This window comes from Halobaculum sp. P14 (assembly GCF_051195155.1).
Classification (GTDB): Archaea; Halobacteriota; Halobacteria; order Halobacteriales; family Haloferacaceae; genus JBNTKA01.
Window position 1 is genome coordinate 56,567 of sequence record NZ_JBNTKB010000001.1, and the last position, 16,407, is coordinate 72,973.

General features: G+C 71.0%; 12 protein-coding genes and 1 pseudogene. 5 read left to right on the plus strand and 8 right to left on the minus strand.

The window, feature by feature from the left end; genetic code table 11:
* Positions 1–27 precede the first annotated feature (27 nt).
* The 6 genes from ACQUS7_RS00290 to ACQUS7_RS00315 form a co-directional block, all read right to left on the minus strand.
* Complete coding sequence (locus ACQUS7_RS00290) at positions 28–282, minus strand: hypothetical protein (protein WP_435129027.1); 255 nt, start codon at positions 280–282, stop codon at positions 28–30.
* Between the two features lie 41 nt (positions 283–323).
* Entirely contained in the window at positions 324–1,487 is a 1,164-nt protein-coding gene (locus ACQUS7_RS00295) for a cell division protein FtsZ (protein ID WP_435129024.1), read from the minus strand.
* A gap of 81 nt (positions 1,488–1,568) precedes the next feature.
* Positions 1,569–3,089, minus strand: a complete 1,521-nt coding sequence (locus ACQUS7_RS00300; protein WP_435143373.1) for a hypothetical protein — start codon at positions 3,087–3,089, stop codon at positions 1,569–1,571.
* Between the two features lie 2 nt (positions 3,090–3,091).
* The gene (locus tag ACQUS7_RS00305; RefSeq protein WP_435143376.1) at positions 3,092–4,747 is read right to left on the minus strand and encodes a cell division protein FtsZ; all 1,656 of its coding nucleotides are present in this window, start codon (positions 4,745–4,747) and stop codon (positions 3,092–3,094) included.
* Positions 4,748–4,773: 26 nt separating this feature from the next.
* Positions 4,774–6,729 (minus strand): hypothetical protein, encoded by a 1,956-nt coding sequence (locus ACQUS7_RS00310; protein WP_435143379.1) that lies wholly within the window; start codon positions 6,727–6,729, stop codon positions 4,774–4,776.
* 201 nt (positions 6,730–6,930) lie between these two features.
* Positions 6,931–7,617 carry a class I SAM-dependent methyltransferase gene (locus tag ACQUS7_RS00315; RefSeq protein ID WP_435143382.1) on the minus strand — a complete coding sequence of 229 codons (687 nt, stop codon included), beginning with the start codon at positions 7,615–7,617 and terminating at the stop codon, positions 6,931–6,933.
* 337 nt (positions 7,618–7,954) lie between these two features.
* On the opposite strand from ACQUS7_RS00315, the pseudogene ACQUS7_RS00320 reads away from it, so the two are divergent.
* The 5 genes and pseudogenes from ACQUS7_RS00320 to ACQUS7_RS00340 all read left to right on the plus strand — a co-directional run bounded on the left by ACQUS7_RS00320 (position 7,955) and on the right by ACQUS7_RS00340 (position 14,455).
* A pseudogene (locus ACQUS7_RS00320) lies at positions 7,955–9,721 on the plus strand (nitrite/sulfite reductase).
* Positions 9,714–9,944, plus strand: coding sequence for a hypothetical protein (locus tag ACQUS7_RS00325; protein WP_435143385.1), 231 nt, complete (start codon positions 9,714–9,716; stop codon positions 9,942–9,944). Before ACQUS7_RS00320 ends, ACQUS7_RS00325 begins: the two are co-directional and overlap by 8 nt.
* Entirely contained in the window at positions 9,941–12,157 is a 2,217-nt protein-coding gene (gene nasA / locus ACQUS7_RS00330) for an assimilatory nitrate reductase NasA (protein ID WP_435143389.1), read from the plus strand. The genes ACQUS7_RS00325 and nasA overlap by 4 nt, the downstream gene beginning before the upstream one ends.
* Before the next feature lie 600 nt (positions 12,158–12,757).
* Positions 12,758–13,177, plus strand: a complete 420-nt coding sequence (locus ACQUS7_RS00335) for a hypothetical protein (RefSeq protein ID WP_435143392.1) — start codon at positions 12,758–12,760, stop codon at positions 13,175–13,177.
* Between the two features lie 69 nt (positions 13,178–13,246).
* Positions 13,247–14,455 (plus strand): pyridoxal phosphate-dependent aminotransferase, encoded by a 1,209-nt coding sequence (locus ACQUS7_RS00340; RefSeq protein WP_435143395.1) that lies wholly within the window; start codon positions 13,247–13,249, stop codon positions 14,453–14,455.
* A gap of 46 nt (positions 14,456–14,501) precedes the next feature.
* On the opposite strand, the gene ACQUS7_RS00345 is transcribed toward ACQUS7_RS00340, so the two are convergent.
* Together ACQUS7_RS00345 and aceB are read right to left on the minus strand one after the other, a co-directional pair.
* A complete protein-coding gene (locus ACQUS7_RS00345) occupies positions 14,502–14,720 on the minus strand; it encodes a hypothetical protein (protein WP_435143398.1) in 219 nt (72 codons plus the stop codon).
* Positions 14,721–14,934: 214 nt separating this feature from the next.
* A complete protein-coding gene (aceB, locus tag ACQUS7_RS00350; RefSeq protein WP_435143401.1) occupies positions 14,935–16,239 on the minus strand; it encodes a malate synthase AceB in 1,305 nt (434 codons plus the stop codon).
* Positions 16,240–16,407: the final 168 nt, after the last annotated feature.

Genomic DNA, 16,407 nt, shown 5'->3' on the forward strand with positions numbered 1-16,407 from the left:
GCTCGGCGGGGTCGGTCGCGGCTCATCTCACCGCATCCCCCGGCCGCGGTAAGCGACCGCCGCGCCCGCGATGAGGCCGCCGCCGACGCCGAGCGCGCCGCCGAACACCGCCGGCGCGACCGGGAGGCTGGCGAACCGGACCGCGGCGGCCGTCACCTCGTACTGCCGGGACGCTTCCCTCGCCAGCGCGGCGAGCGTCCGGCTCGACTCCGCGCCCGCCGGAGACGACAGCAGCGTCACGGCGACCGCGAGCACCGCCGACGCCGCCAGCGCCGCCGTCACGGTGCGGAGTCCGCGTCGGCGCCGCGTCGAGCCGCCGCGCGTCAAGCCGGCACCCCCGCGGCGTGCTCCTCCGCCAACTCCTCCAGTTCGGCGATGCGGCTGATGTCCTCGCGCGCGAACGTCAGGAGCGTCGTGAACGACGCGAGGTTGCGCTCCGTCAGCGTCATCCCGATGTTCACCTCCGAGCAGTACGAGTCCAGCAGGCTCCGAATCACGGACACCTGGATCCGGTGGTCGTCGTCGGTGATGTACGGCGCCGGCGCGCGGACCTGCCCGATGGCCTTCTGGGCGTCGGCCGGCGTGAGGTCCGCGACGCTGCGTTTGCTGACCGCGAGCCGGGAGAGCGCGGCGCCGTCGACGTTCTCCCGGCCGACGAACGGCGCGACGTAGCCGAGCAGCGACCGCGTCATCGTCACCGACCGGCCGAGCGACGCGTAGCCGACGCCGCCGTCGTTCAGCGTCAGCGACGTCACGACGTCCTGCAGGTCCACCACCGGCGCGTCCAGGTCGTCGTACCGGCCCGGGTCGATGCGTTCGAGAATCGGCCCCGAGATGAGGTCGACGATGGCGGAGCCGACGTAGTCGTTGTACTCGTTGAACCGGCCCTCCGCGGCGTCCTCGTAGGCGAGCCGCTGGTTGTCCACGAGCACGACGCCGTCGACGTGCTCCTCCAGCCGGTTCAGGCCGTACACCGCGTTGGCGGCCTGCCGGGTCGCGCTCGCCTCCCCGTCGTCGCTCACCTGCCCCGTCGTGTTCGGCATCACGGCGACGGCGATGACGTCTGTGGACGGGCCGCCGTACGCCTTGATGGCGTCGGCGAGGTGCGGCGCGATACCGCACCCGGTGCCGCCGCCGAGCCCGAGGAACAGGAACGCGAACGGCGGCGTCCCCTCGCCGAACCGCTCTTGGTACGCCTCGACGACGCGGTCGGTGGTCCCCTGCATCGCGTCGTCGGCCTTCTGCGGGTCGCGGCCGAACCCGCCCGTCACCTCCTCTTCGAACCCGGGCGTCGTCCCCGGGACGAGCCCTTCGGACGCGGAGACGCCGTACCACGCCTCGCGTTCGATGTTCGAGAGGTTCTGTAGGTCCCTGATGGTCGAGTTGAACACGACCGGCGTTGCGAGCTGCGCGACGCGCTCGTGGTCGAACACTGAATCGACGATGGCACACCCGGCCTGGCCGGCGCCGACGAACAGATATGGCATAGACTAATCTGTGGAGAACATTATCGATTCGCCACATAACTCTAACGTCAGGTTGTGTCTCCCAGACCGGGAAAATAACCCTCAGCCGCGGAGCCGGCGCAGCATCACGCTGTACTCGTTCCGCTCGTACAGCCCCTCGACTCTGTCCAGGACGTCGTGGGTCGCGGCCGCGACCCCGGCCGCCCGCTCTGCGTCGCCGGCGGCGAGCGCATCCGACGCGGTCTCCTCCAGCGACTCCGTCAGCGAGAGGAAGTACACCGGGATGCTGTGGTTGTGGTCGGTCCGGGAGTCCACGTACCGCGACCTGATTTCGGCGCGGCGGTCGCCGATGCGGTCGACGTCGGCGCGCGCCGCTTCCGCGTCGGCGTCCGCGCCACCCGGGCCGCCGCCCGCCGACTCGGCCGTCGCGTCGGACGCGTCGGTCGCATCGGACGCGTCGCCTCCGCGGGCGTCGGCGTCGCGGAGCGCGGCGACCAGTTCGCGCTCGTAGAACTCCACTTCGTTGCGGACGGCGTACGGCACCACCGTGTTCGTCGCGTCCGCGCGGTCGAGCATCCCGTCGAGCTGGTCGAGGCGGTCGCGGAGCGCGGCGGCCGCGGCGTCGTCGATGCCGTCGAGCTCCGACCGGACCGCGTCGACGCGGGCGGCGACGTCCGCGGCGTCGACGTCGCCGGTCAGGCTCCGAATCGTCGCGGACTCGTTCAGCGAGTCGACCGCGGTGCGGAGCGCGCGGGCGACGTCGTCTTCGGCCCCGGTGACGAGTTCGTCGAGCAGGTCGCGGGCGGCGCTGCTCTCCGCGCGGTTCCCGCTGCGGACCCGTTCGGCCGCACGGGACGCCGGCGTGTCGGCGCCCCCGACGTCCGCGTCGTCGGTGGCGGCGTCTGCGAGCGCCTCCACCTGGTCGGTGAGCGACGCGTCCGAGAGGTCGCGGTCCAGGTCGGCACGACGAACCGCGCGGTCGACCGTCACCTCCAGGTCCGACAGTTCCGCGGCCGCGTCGGCCTCCGCGGCGGCGTCGTCGGCGACGGCCGCCGCCAGCGACGCCACGGCAGCCGACAGCGAGTCGTCGTTGTCGCGGAGCCGCGAGGCGACCCGTTCGGCGTCGCCGTCCGCGACGGTTCGCTGCACGGTCTCGGCGGCCTCCAGCGCGTCGACCGCGGCGGTCAGGGTTTCCCGGAGGTCCTCTCGGCTCCGCGTCGACGCCGCCGACAGCGAGTCGAGCAGGTCCGCGGCGCGCTCCCCGGACGGCCGCCGCGACCGCGTGATTTCATCGGCGACGTCGGCGACCTGCGAGTACTCGTCGCTGCCGGCGCCCGCGACGTCCGCCGGCGCGACCGTCACCTGGCTCCGCTCGACGGCGGTGGCGAGCGCCCGCGCCTTCTTCGGCGCCGACGCGTCGGACGCGACCCGGCCGTCCGCGCCGGCGACGCCGGCCTCGCGAGCAAGCGTGTCGAGCGCCTCGCCGAGGTCGTCGAGCTGGCGGAGGACGTCGGTCTCGTTCGGCCGGGCGTCGAGCCGCGCCGCGACCTTCTCGACGTCGAAGCCGCCGTCGTCGCCGCCGAACAGCCCCATGAACACGGTCGGGAGTGGTGCGCCGGGCATCGTCACAGCATGTTGTCGCGGCCGAGACAGCTGAACAGCGATTCGACCTCGCCCCAGACCTCCCGCAGGTCCTCCGCCTGCGAGGTCTGCCCTTCGTCTTTCAGCCGCTTCGCGTGGTCGTACATCGATTCGAGCGACGGCATCCGGGGGTTCCACAGCGTCCCCCACATGAACACGTCGTCGAGGTACGGGATGACGAGCTGGTTCACCTGGACGTCGACGGTTTCGACGCCGGCCGTGTTCGCGGAGTCGAGGAACTCCTCGCCGTTCAGAATCGATTGGAGCGTCCCGTCGGTGACGTACGACGACACCTCCTCCATCTTCTCCTCCGGCCCGTACACCATGAAGTTCCCGCCCCACGCCGTCGACGGGTCGAAGTCGGCGAGCCGGTTCTGCAGAATCGTGTTTCGCGCCAGCAGTTCGAGGCTGGACTCGTTGATGTCGTTCGACCGGAGGCGGCCGAGCGCCGGCGCCAGCACGACCGCGGGCCGCTCGTCGGCGTCCATGTCGTGCGGGTACTTGTCCTCGACCAGCCGGAAGCTGTCGGCGACGTCGAAGACGCTGCCCCGAATCGTCATCGTGGCGTCCTGGTCGGTGAGCTGCGGCGTCGACGACATCGTGAACGCCTCGAGGAACGCGACCAGCGGCTTGTTGAGGTCGACGTACTCCGGCGGGTTGTACCGGTCGAGGTTGTCGATGCGCGGCGTGATGTCCTTGCTCGCGAGCCGCAGGTGGTCGTTGTTGAACGGGATGAGCGCGTCCGCGGCCCGCGAGATGCGCGCCAGCCCGACGACGCCGTTCGTCTTCGCGCGGCCGCCGACCTCCGACTGCTTGCCGCCCTCCGACGGAATCACGACCGAACTCAGGATGGCCTTGTCGATGACCAGGTCGTCTTCGAGGACGTGTTCGCGAATCTTGTCGGTGATGACCGGCGTCGCGCCGCAGCCGGTGCCTTTGGTGACGCTGTGGACCATCATGATGGCCTGCGCGTCGCGGATGTCCTGCTGGGTCATGTCCCAGCGGTCGCGGAACGGGTTCGCGCCGTCGGCGAAGTCGGCCTCGGCGACCTTCGCGCCGTTGCTCCACCGGTAGCCCATGCCGCTGTAGCCGTGCTTCCCGAAGCCGATGATGGAGTTCGACAGCAGGTCGTTCCGGCTGTACTGCTTCAGTTCCTTCGCGTAGTACGTCTGTTCGAGTTCGGCGATGTTCGTGTTCAGCAGGCCGTAGCCGGCGAGGCCGCCCTCCCAGATGCGGGCGCGGTCCTCGTGGTTTCGGCTGAGCGTGTCCCGCCGCATCAACACGGCGTCGACGATGTTGTTGCCGGCGCCGCCGACGCCGACGAGGAACCACTTCCGGCCGTACATCTCGTCGTCCACGGCGCCAGCGCCGCCGCCGGCTGCCGCGCCGGCGCCGCCGGTGTCACCGATGCCGTTGCCGGCGGGCGGGCCGCCGGAGTCGCCGCCGTTCCGCCCCGTGTCGTCCGGTCCGTCGGCCTCAGGGGCGTCGTCGGCGTCGCCGAACAGGTAGGCGAACTCGTCGCCGTAGATGGCGCGGACCGACGGCTCGTCGCCGCCGTGGGCGTTCACGATGTGGTCTTCGAGGGAGTCAGCCTCCCACTGTGCGGCCGAGGCGAAACAGATCTGACATTGCTCACTCATTGCTTGGGTCGTGTGATTCGGGGGAGTTAGGTGTACTTCTCGCGGAATCGCTGATGGGTCCGTTCGAGCGCCCGCGACGCGGAGACGCCGTCCGCCGTCGTGAACTCGATGAACCCCGGCGGCTCCGGGCTCTGCAGGTCGACGGCGTCGAACAGGTCGCTCTGTCTGCTCGCGAACCGTTCGAGGTTCACCAGCACCGGCCGGGTCGCGACGGACTCGGGGAGCGCCTCGACGTTGTACTGGACGACGTCGCCGTCGTCGTCGACGTCGCGCTGGAAGTCCCGCAGCGCGTACAGCACCTCGTCGACGACCTCCTCGGGCGGCGGCACGCGCTCGCGGGACGACGGCGACGACCCCGGCGTCGACGACGTTGACGGAGACGCAGAGGCCGACGACGAAGACGACGAGGACGAATCGGTCGAGCGCGCGGAGTCGGCGTCGTCCGCGGCGTCACCGGACCCGGCGTCGGAGTCTGTCGAACGGGTCGGCGTCGACGCGGACGCCGCGGGGTAGTCGAACCGGAGTGCCCGCGCGGCGTCGTCGTACGTCACCGAGACGTCGTCGTAGCCCGCCTGAATCGCCGGGAGCAGCGTCTCGACGTACTCGTCGGCGACGCCGGAGGGGACCGACACCGACTCGTGGCGGTTGTCGATGCTCGCGCGCAGCGACCCGACGAACTCGACGGCGGAGACGAGCCGTGCGGCGAGCGTCGCCGCCTCCTCGGCCCGGTCTTCCGCCTCCTCGAACCGGCAGTCGTGGAGCGCCTCCTTCGCCTCTTCGACGCCGGTTCTGACGCTGCGGACGCCGCCGGCGTCGGCGTCGCGGCCGTCCACGAACACGTCCGCGACGCGGTCGGCGAACGGGACGTCGAGCGAGTCGACCTGTGACTCCGCGGTCGACGCCTGCTGTTCGGCGCGCTCGACGGCGTCCGCGACCGCGGACTCGTGTTCGTCGACGTACGTCCGGAGGTCCGAGCGGTGCTGGTCGACGGCGTCGACGGCGGCGGCGACCTCGGCGTACGTGTCGCTCTCGTCGGCGAGCGCCACGAGTTCGTCGGCGACGTGGTCGATGTGGACGCCGCCGTCGCGGTTCGGCAGCGACACTTCGCGGAACCGCGTCGGGAGGTTCACGAGGCTGTACTCGTCGCCGTACCGCGACCGTACCGTCGTCTTCCCGAACTCCGTCCGGAGCCCGCTCGTCAGCCGCCGCGCGAACTCCTCGTCGAGTTCGTCGAGCCGGCGCTCCGCCGACAGCGACTCCAGCCGCTCCTCGATGGCGGCGCGTCGCGTCCGCGCCTCCTCGCCGTCCGTGAGCCGCTGGCACTCCGCGATGTCCGCTTCGACGTCGTCGAGCCGGTCGCGGAACGACGCGGCGCCCTCGCGGACCGCCTTCGTCCCCTCGGGCGCGACGGTTTCGAGGTCGTCGAGGCCGTCGAACCGGCTCTCGTAGCCGGCCTCGAACGTCGACCGGAGGTCGTCGAGTTCGGTCTTGAGCCGGCCGAGTTCGCCGCTGGTCTCCTCCAGTACGACGTCGTTCCAGCGGTAGCTCCGCACGGCGTACAGCTGCAGGGCGGCGGCGACGACCGGGACCGCGAAGAAGCCGGCGAGCTGCAGCGCGGGGACGTCCCGGCTCAGCAGCGGCGCGTACACGCCGAAGAAGAGCACGAAGAACAGCACGGCCGACAGCGTCGCGGCGCCGTAGGCGGCTTCGCGGTGGTCGAACAGCAGCATCGCGACGCCCTGCGCCGCCCACGCGGCGACGATGAGCAGGAACAGCGCCATCACCAGCGCGGAGCTATCCTTGAACACGACGGCCGCCTGAAACAGCACCGGAACCGACAGAATCGGGTCGGCGACCGGTTCGAGCCCGGCGGAGCTAGTCGAGTAGCCGAAGAGCGCGAGCAGGGTCTGGACGAGTGCGACGAGCAGCGGAACCCCCGCCGCGCCCCACGCGACCGTCGACCCGTTCGGTTCGGTTGACATCCTCGACTCACACTGATACACACACCCTCAAAACAGTTGAGCATAAATTCTTAGTTACAGTACGGCAACGATATCCGACACGGCACGCAGCGCCGAGCGGCGCGCCATCGACGCGGGCAGCTATGTTTCAGGAAGTCGTGACGAGAGAAGAAGTGCAGAGCCAGGCCGCTCCGCCCTACCGGCTCCGTCGCCGCCACGACGCTACGCGTCCGGCGCCCGGAACACCCGCAGCGTGTCTCGGCGGAGTTCCTCGGAGTGAATCTGTTCGGCGCCGACGCCCGAGAAGACGTCTCGCCAGTTCCGGTAGTACAGCGGGAGGCCGTCGTCCACGTAGTTCACCGACGGGTCGGTGTCGCTGCCGTCGTCGCTGTGGCAGTTGGCGTCACTGCCGTCGTCGCTGCCGTCGCCGCTGGCCGCGTCGTCGGCCGGGGCTTCAGACTCGTTCTCGACGGTGACGATGCGCTCGGCGGCGACTCTGGCGACGTCCGCGAACGCCCACGCCGAGTCGGGGTGGAGGTGCTGGAGGGTCTCGACGGAGTAGACGACGTCGTAGCGGTCGTCGGGGGCGTCGGCGACGAACTCCTCGATGGTGCCGACGTGGAACGTCCCGTCGGCGGCGAGCGCCGGGGACGACTCCCGAAGCACGTCGATGGCGTCCCCGTTGATTTCGACGCCGTGGAGGTCGCGGTAGCCGGCGTCGTGGAGGTGCGCGAGGTGCCGGCCGGGCCCGCAGCCCAGTTCCAGCACCGCGGCGTCGCTGTCGACGTGGTCGTCGAGTATCGCTCCGAGCCGCTTGCTGGTCTCGTCCGGGCCCTTGTAGTCGTAGTACTCCGGTGAGTATTCGCCGGTGCGTCCCGCCCACTCCTTCCGGATATCGGGGGCGTCCACGTCGGCAGCGACGCCGCTCGTGCGGATAGTTGCTTCGGCACCGCCGCGACGTGACCGAGTCGACGAGCCGCATCGACGCCGGCCGCTGCGGCGCGATACAGGCCACCTGAATTCTTGGCACTCAGGAAATCCCCGCTTCTTCCGGAGAGATGCGGATATTAATTCCTTAGTTCGGCGCAATTCAGGAAGTAACATCCAAGAAGGCTAGTTCTATCGGCGTATTAGTGGACGTTTACACACAGTTCTTATCACGTGTTGTGGGTCGTGTGTACGTGAAGCACGAACTGTTTCGCCAGGAAACTGGAGAAACACGGGGCAGATACGCCGACCTACCACCATGGTACACAAAAAAGAACACTGGAAGGAGGAGCTGTACGGCGACGAGGTACGGGAGAAACTGCTGGAGTTCGCGGCCGAGGGCTGGGACTCGATTCCCGAGGAGGAGCGCGACGAGTGGTTCTCGCGGTTCAAGTTCTGGGGGGTGTTCCACCAGCGCAGTGGCCAGGAGAGCTACTTCATGCTCCGGCTCACGAACTGCGGCGGCGTGCTCGAACCGGGGCAGCTCCGCGCCATCGGCGAGGTCGCGCGCGACTACGCCACCGGCCCGGTCGACAACCCCGAGTTCGGGAACGGCTGGGTCGACTTCACGACGCGGCAGTCGGTTCAGCTCCACTGGCTGAGCCTCGAAGACGTCCCGGCCGTCTGGGAGAAACTGGAGTCGGTCGGCGTCAGCACGCGCTCGGCCGGCGGCGACGCGATGCGGAACATCTCGGGCTGCCCGGTCGCCGGCGCCGACGCCGACGAGTTCGTCGAGACGCGGCCGCTGCTCGACCGGCTGCAGTCCGACCTCCGCGGCGACGACGCGCTCGCGAACATGCCGCGGAAGTTCAACGTCTCCGTGACCGGCTGCCGGGAGGGCTGCGCGCAGGACTCCATCAACGACGTCGCGCTCGAACCGGCGAAGAAGCTCCGCGACGGCGACGCAGTCAAGGGGTTCAACGTCCGCGTCGGCGGCGGCCTCGGCGGCCGCGAGCCGCGCCGCGCCCGCCCGCTCGACGTGTTCGTCGACACCGACCGCGCCTACGACGTCGTCCGGGCGTTCGTCGAACTGTACCACGACGAGGGGAACCGCGAGAACCGCAGCAAGAACCGCGCGCGTTTCTTCGTCGACGACTGGGGGACCGACGACATCCGCGAGGCGCTCGCCGACCGCGTCGACTTCGACCTGGCGCACGCCGGCACCGACCTCCGCGAGGAGTACACCTACAACGCCGGCAAACACGAGAGCCACGGGAAACACGACCACGTCGGCGTCCACGAGCAGGGAGACGGCGCGTACTACGTCGGCCTGAGCGTCCCGGTCGGCCGGATACCCGCGGAGGAAGCCATCGAACTGGCGGACCTCGCCGACGAGTACGGCTCCGGCGAGGTTCGGCTCACGCGCCGGCAGAACCCGCTCATCATGGACGTCCCGGAGGCCAAACTGGACGCGCTGCTCGACGAGCCGCTCTTGGAGACCCACAGCCCGGACCCGGACCTGTTCACCCGCGGGTCGATGGCGTGCACCGGAACGGAGTTCTGCTCGCTCGCGCTCACCGAGACGAAGACCCGGATGGCGGTGATGCTGCGGTAGCTCCGCGCGAACGTCGACGCGCCGAGCGACGTGTCCCAACTCAAGATTCACTTCTCGGGCTGCACCGCCGACTGCGGGCAGGCGATGACCGCGGACATCGGCCTGCAGGGGATGCGCGCCCGGAAGGACGGCGAGATGGTGGAGGCGATGGACGTCGGCGTCGGCGGCGGTATCGGCGCGGACCCGACGTTCATCGAGTGGGTCCGCCAGCGCGTCCCGGCCGACGAGGTCCCCGGAATGTTGCGGAACCTCGTCGAGGCGTTCGCGGCGCTCCGGGAGGACGGCCAGACGTTCCGCGAGTGGGTCGACGCGACCGGCCACGAGACCATCATCGAGCTGGCCGAGCCGGAGGAGACGACGTACGACGACCCGTGTCTCACCGACGCGAAACAGTCGTGGTACCCGTTCGCGGCCGACGAGAGCCCGGCGCCGACGACGCCCGACGGCACCCCGATTCAGAGCGATGACTGACGGCGACCCGGCGACCGCGACGGCGACTAAAGCGGGAACTGACTCGGTGGTCGACGCCGCGACCGAATCACAGCCGCGGCGTTCGTCCCGGACGTCGGTGGCGCCGATGGACGCCGCGCCCGAACTGATGGCTCCGGCCGCTGCGGCTGACGCCGACACTCCAGCCACGGACGGCGAATCCGCGGCCGACGACCGCGACCGGTGCGGAGGCGGTGACGCGTGACCGCCCCGGTGCCGACGACATGCATGCGGTGTGCGGTCGGCTGCGGCCACGTCCAGCGCGGCGTCGACAGCGGCTACGGCGTCGCGGCGGTCCGCGGCGACGTCTCACACCCCGTGAACAACGGCCTGGCGTGCAGCCGCGGCATCCGCGAGAGCGCCGACCCGGACGGCGAGTGGCTGACGCAGCCGCTCGTCCGCGAAGACGGAGAGCTGCTGGCGACGACGTGGGACGTCGCGCTGGCCCGCGTCGCCGAGGAGTTCCGGGCGCGGCTCGAACGCGACCCGGACTCGGTCGCGGTGCTCGGGAGCGGCCAGCAGACCAACGAGGCGGCGTACGCGCTCGGGAAGCTCGCGCGCGGCGGCTTCGGCACCCGGTACTACGACGCGAACACGACGCTGTGCATGGCGAGCGCCGTCGCCGCCTACTACGACGCCTTCGGGAGCGACGCGCCGCCGTGCACCTACGACGACATCCCAGAGGCGGAGACGCACCTCGTCTGGGGCGCGAACCCGGCGGTCGCTCACCCAGTCATGTTCCGCTGGATCGCCGAGAGCGCCGAGGCCGACGGCAGCCGGCTCGTCGTCGTCGACCCCGTCGAGTCCGAGACCGCCGAGCGCGCCGACGCCCACGTCGCCCCCGACCCCGGCGGCGACCTCGCGCTCGCGCGGGCCGTGCTCGCTCGCCTCGTCGACCGCGGCGACGTCGACCGGGAGTTCGTCGCGGCCGCCACCACCGGCTTCGCCGCGCTCACCGAACGGCTGCCCGCGGCGGAGTCGGCCGCCCGCGACGCCGGCGTCTCGATGTCCGTCGTCGACGGCCTCGTGGACGCGCTCTGCGACGACACGCTGCTGTACTGGGGGATGGGCGTGAACCAGAGCGTCCGAGGCACCGCGACCGCCGGCGCGCTCGTCGACCTCTGTCTCGCCTCCGGGAACCTCGGCGGCGGCTCCGGGCCGTTCTCGCTGACCGGGCAGGCGAACTCGATGGGCACCCGCGTCTGCTCCGCGAAGGGGACGTGGCCCGGCCACCGGTCGTTCACCGACCCGGACGAGCGCCGCGTCGTCGCGGACGCGTGGGGAGTCCCGGCCGACCGGCTCCCCGACGACGCCGGCCCCGGACCGGTCGGTCTCGTCGACGCCGTCGACGACGGCCCGGTGTCGGCCGTCTGGGCGGTCGCGACGAACCCGGTCGCCGGCCTCCCCGACGCGACCGCCGCGAAACGCCGGCTCGACGACGCCTTCCTCGTCGTCCAGGACGCCTTCCGCACCGAGACCGTCGAGCACGCGGACGTCGTGCTGCCGGCGGCGACGTGGGGTGAATCCGAGGGGTCGACGATAAACATGGAGCGGACGGTGTCGCGGGTCCGTGCGGCGACCGACCTGCCGTCGGGCGTCCGGACGGACCTCGACGTCATCACGACCGTCGCCGCGCGCGTCGTCCCGGGGCTGTTCGAGACGACGACGCCGTCGGGGCTGTTCGACGAACTCGCGGCGCTGACGGCGGGCACCCCGGCCGACCTCTCCGGCATCAGCTACGACCGGCTCGACGACGAAACCGCGGTGCGCTGGCCCGCGCCGGACGCCGCGTCGAGCACGGCGTACCGCTACGTCGACGGCGACGGCTGGTCGTTCGAGACGCCGTCCGGGGCGGCGCGGTTCTCGACGGGCGACGGTGACCCGCTCCCGGAGCCGACCGACGACCGGTACCCGCTCACGCTGACCACCGCCCGCGAATCCGACGGCTACAACACCGGGATTCGGTCCCGTACCAGAGACGGCGTGGACGACGCGGGCGGTTCCGCGGACGCGGACGGCAGCGCGGACCGAGAGGACGGTCCGGCCGTCGACCCTGACGTGGAGACGCACGGCGTCGGTGCCCCGGACTCCGTCTCCGGGACGGACGCCGGGTCGGACCACGGCCCGGTTCGCTGCCGGGTGCACCCGGAGACCGCGGAGCGGCTGAGCGACGAGGACGGGACGGCGGTGGTCGAGTCGCGGCGCGCCGCGGTTCCGGTCCGCGTCGAGGCCGACGACGCAATCCCGGAAGGGATGGTGTGGCTCCCGATTCACCACCCGCGGACGAACGAACTCACCGTGCCGGAGACCGACCCGCGGTCGGACGAGCCGAACTACAAGCAGTGCGCCGTCCGGCTCTCCGCGACGCCGACGGAGTCGGAACTGGCGACGAAGCGCGGCGCGAACGCCGACGACTGACCAGCGGCTCTTCGCTCGGAGAAGCGGTGTGTTCGCCGCGCCTCGGCAGCCCCTCTGGGCGACGTGGGTGTGCGCCCGCCCCTGTGGTGACGGACGCGCGGCCGAAGCCGGCGGCACCGGAATGCGCACAGCGCGGGTGGGTGCCCGGCACTGTACCGACCCGTACAGAACCGACTGATTTCAGGGTACCGACTGTGGACTGACACGTCCGTCGTCGGTCGTCCGCCGTCGAACGTCAGCCGCCCGCTCCGGCTCCGTGACGGCTGGCCGTCGCTGCCGCCGCTTTCACCGCCTGATGCGTCCGGTCGTCGCACTCGGTCGGCGTGACGCCTCGTCGCTCCGGAAGCCGCGGCCGAGACGCGCAGTCCCCTGCCGTCCGCGTCCGGCGGACCGGAACGTGAAACTGTGCGCGCATCCGCCGAGCGAACTCCTCGCGGCTCGTCGCCATCGGCGGACGAACAGCCCGCCCCGACAAAAGTGATTGGTATGTGTTCACAAGCCGCTGCGGCGAACCGAACGCGACGAGGCGACACGAACCACTTTCACTTCCGCCGCGCGCGTGGCTCGCTTTGAAGCCCTGTCCGGCCGTCACTGGCAGTGATGCCCACGAATCCATCCGTCGCCGACCTCCGCGGGCGCCTCGAATCGGCGTGGCAGTCGTTCCGGGACGAACTGTCCGCGCCCGACCAGCGGCGCTTCGACCGGCTGTTCGAGTACGTCGGCCTCCACAGCGACGCCGACACCGCGGCCGACGCCCGCGACGCCGCCGGCGAAACCACCGACGCAGGCGCGGCGCATCTGTACCCCGACCGGGTCGCGAAACTGCTGTTCGCCGTCGACGTCGAACAGGAGCGCCGACTCGACGACCTCGACGACCGCGTCGCCGCCATCGAGCGCGACCTGAACCCCGACCTCCGGACTGGGGAGCGGGCCGCCGACGGCGACGAAGCGGGCGCTGCGCGCTCAGCGGCCGACTCCGACGGCGGCGAACAGGCTGACCGCGCCGGCGACGACGACTGACCGAGGATCGACGGCGCGGCGGCGACACGGGAGGGATGCGTTTTTGCGTGGCGCGGTGAACCTCGCGGTATGTTCCCGCCGCTGGCGTACCTCGAATGGATCGACGGCCGGCCGGCCGCAGCCGACTACGACCTCGGCACGAGCGACCTTCGGCTGGCGGAGACGCCCGACGGCGCGGAGCCGGTCCCGCCGCGGCTCGCCGGACTCGACGCGCCGGCCGGAGACGCGTCGCTCGCCGCGCTCGTCGCCGACGAATACGGCGTCGCCGAAGACCGGGTCGTCGTCACGGCGGGTGCGACCCACGCGAACTTCGTCGCCGCGGCGACGGCCTACACGCTCGACGACGGCTGCGCGGCTGCCGCGGACGCCGGAGTCGGCGGAGCGGACACCGGAACCGACGACTCCGCCGGCGGCGCCCGCACCGGCCGAGACGCCGGCGGCGACGAGGACGAATCCAGGCCGCGAGCGCTCGTCGAGGCGCCGGGGTACGAGCCGCTGGTGGAACTTCCGCGGGCGCTCGGCGCGCGCGTCGAACGGTTCCGGCGGCCCGCCCCCGAGGCCGAACTCCTCCCGGACCGGGTCGAAAACGCCGTCGTCGCCGCCGGTTCCGAGGAGATCGCGCACGTCACCGTCACGAACAGGCACAACCCGACCGGGCGGCTCGAATCGCGCGACGACCTCGCGGACGTGGCGGCCGTCGTCGCCGACCACGAGGGCTACCTGCTCGTCGACGAGGTGTACGCGCCGTACACCGCCGAACCGGTCGACGGCCGCGGCTTCGGCGGCCCGACCGCAGCCGGGTTGCCGTCGACGGTCGTGACGGGGTCGCTGACGAAGTTCCACGGCCTCGGCGGACTGAAAATCGGCTGGCTCGTCGCCCCGCCCGAGTTCGCGGAGTGCGCCCGCGCCGTCGAGGCGCACGTCCCGGCGGTCGCCGAGCCCAGCGTCGCGCTCGCGAAGCGGCTGTTCGCCAACCGCGACGACCTGGTCGCGGAGTCCAGGACGCGCTGTGCCTCGAACCACGGGCTGCTGGCGGAGTTCGTCGCCGGCCGCGACGACCTGACCGGGCCGGTCCCCGACGGCTCGCCATTCGGGCTCCTCCGGCACGACACCGCGGACGGCGACGAGGTCGCGCGGGCGGCCTGGGACGCCGGCGTGCTCGTCGTCCCGGGGCGGTTCTTCGGCGCCCCCGACGGCGTCAGGGTGTCGCTCGGCGGCGACGCGGCGGAGTCGGAGCAGGCGCTGGCGGCGTTCGGAGCCGTCCTCGACGGACTCTGAGCCGCGGCGGCCGAAGCGGCGAGCGGCGCAGTCACCGACGCGACGCTCAGTTCTCCGCGGACGCCTCGTCGCGGTCGGCGTCGTCGCTGTCGCGGTAGCCGCGGCCGAACGAGATGCCGGCGACGATACCGAACACGCCGCCGGCCCCGATGAGGAACGCGAGCAGCGTCGACAGCGGCGACACGCCGTCGAACCCGCCGAGCGCGAACACGACGCCGAACACCGAGACGTAGCCGAACAGCGGCATCGAGACGTACCGGTCCATGCGGTCCGATTCGCGCCGACGGGCATAAGCCTACCTCGGGGTCGCAGCCGTCGGCAGGGCTGGCAGCGTCCGCAGCGCTCGTCAGTACGCGCCGTCACCGAAGATCTCGGGCACCGTTCGGCGGACGGATACGAAGCGAAGAAAACGAACGGGAAACGCGGCGAGCGCCGGGCGAGAGTCGGGTGCGATGCCGAGCGGCCGTGCGCGCCGCGTCTCAGTTCCCGACGTTCATCGCGCGCTCGACGACGTCCTCGCTGTACCGCTCTGCGAGGTCGTCGTGCTGGTCGGGGCGGTGCTCGTAGACGTCCTGGAACAGCGTAATCGGCGTCTGCGCCGCCTGGTACGTCGCCTCGTCCCACATGCGGTCCTTCTGCAGGTCGACGTCGACGCCGTCGATTTCGAGGGTCGCCGCCTGCGTCATCGCGATGGCGCCCTTCCCGGCCTCCTTGGCCGCCTCGAACTCCTCCATGGAGTCGACGATGTCGTCGAGGCTCGGCACGTACGCGGTCATGTCGAGCAGCTCCTCGCGGAGTTCGTCCTCGTCGAGTTCGCGCTCGTCGCCGCCGACGCTGAGCACGTAGCCGTCGCCGGTCTCCCGGAGCGAGAGGTCGTCGCCGTCGTACACCTGCTTGCCGTCGACCGCCTCCAGTTCGACTTCGTCGCCGTCGACGTCGAGGAGCCAGCGGCCGGTCTGGGGTGGCAGCGGCGCCGTGTTCGCTTCCTTCACCTGCGCCGGCGTGAGCGACCAGATGCCGGTCATCCCCTTCGCGCGGTTCTCCTGCATCCGAGTGCGGTAGCCGTCGATGTCGCGGATGTCGTCGAACGGGCCGTCGACGGCGACGAGGCCGGCGGCGCTGGCGCCGCGGGACGTGTTGTGGCGGAGTTCGGGCCACGGCGGCAGTTCGCCGGTCGGCGTCATCGCGCGCATGTCCTTCGTGTAGTCGACCTCGCCGTCCACCAGCAGGAACAGCCGTTCGAGGTTGTTCGACGGCTTCCCCATCTCCTCGCGGAGGTTCCCCATCGCGAGTTCGGCTTCGCCGCTCTCGATGATGACGGACATCGAGAGGCTCCCCTCCTCGAGTCCGTGCTCGTGTTCGACGATGGTGATGAACTCGTCGGCCTTCTTCCAGTCGTCGAGGTCGCCGACCTCCGGGATGACGAAGCCGTCGATGTGGTCGACGGCGCCGTTGTCGGGGTCGGCGATCTCCAGAATCTGCTGGAATCCGGAGTAGCGCGTCGTGGGGCTGTCGCGGTGCCAGACGACGCGCGGGTGGATCTCGCCGGGGAAGTCGGCGCCGTGTTCGGAGACGACGTCGACGATGTTCCGGACGCCCTCGTCGCGCATCGACGGCGCCGTCGCGTCCTCGTTGTCCGGCACCCAGACGTCGGGCGCCTGCATGCCGCGGAGGCCGGCCGCGCTCCGAATCATCTTCGCGGTGTCGTCTTCGCCTTGCACCGCCGTCGGCGAGGTGAAGAACGTCCGAACGAACTCGCGCTCGTAGTGTCGTTCCGTACTCATATCGGTCAGTCGCGGGTTCGGCCGGATTCATCATAAACGTTGATAATAGACGCAGTTTTCCCGCCTGTCGCCGCCCGTCGCACACCACCGATTCACTCAAGTACCGGCGGCGGGCAGCGGGCCGGAGCGGCGCGCGCTGGAATCGGACGAGAGCGTCGATTGCGCCGC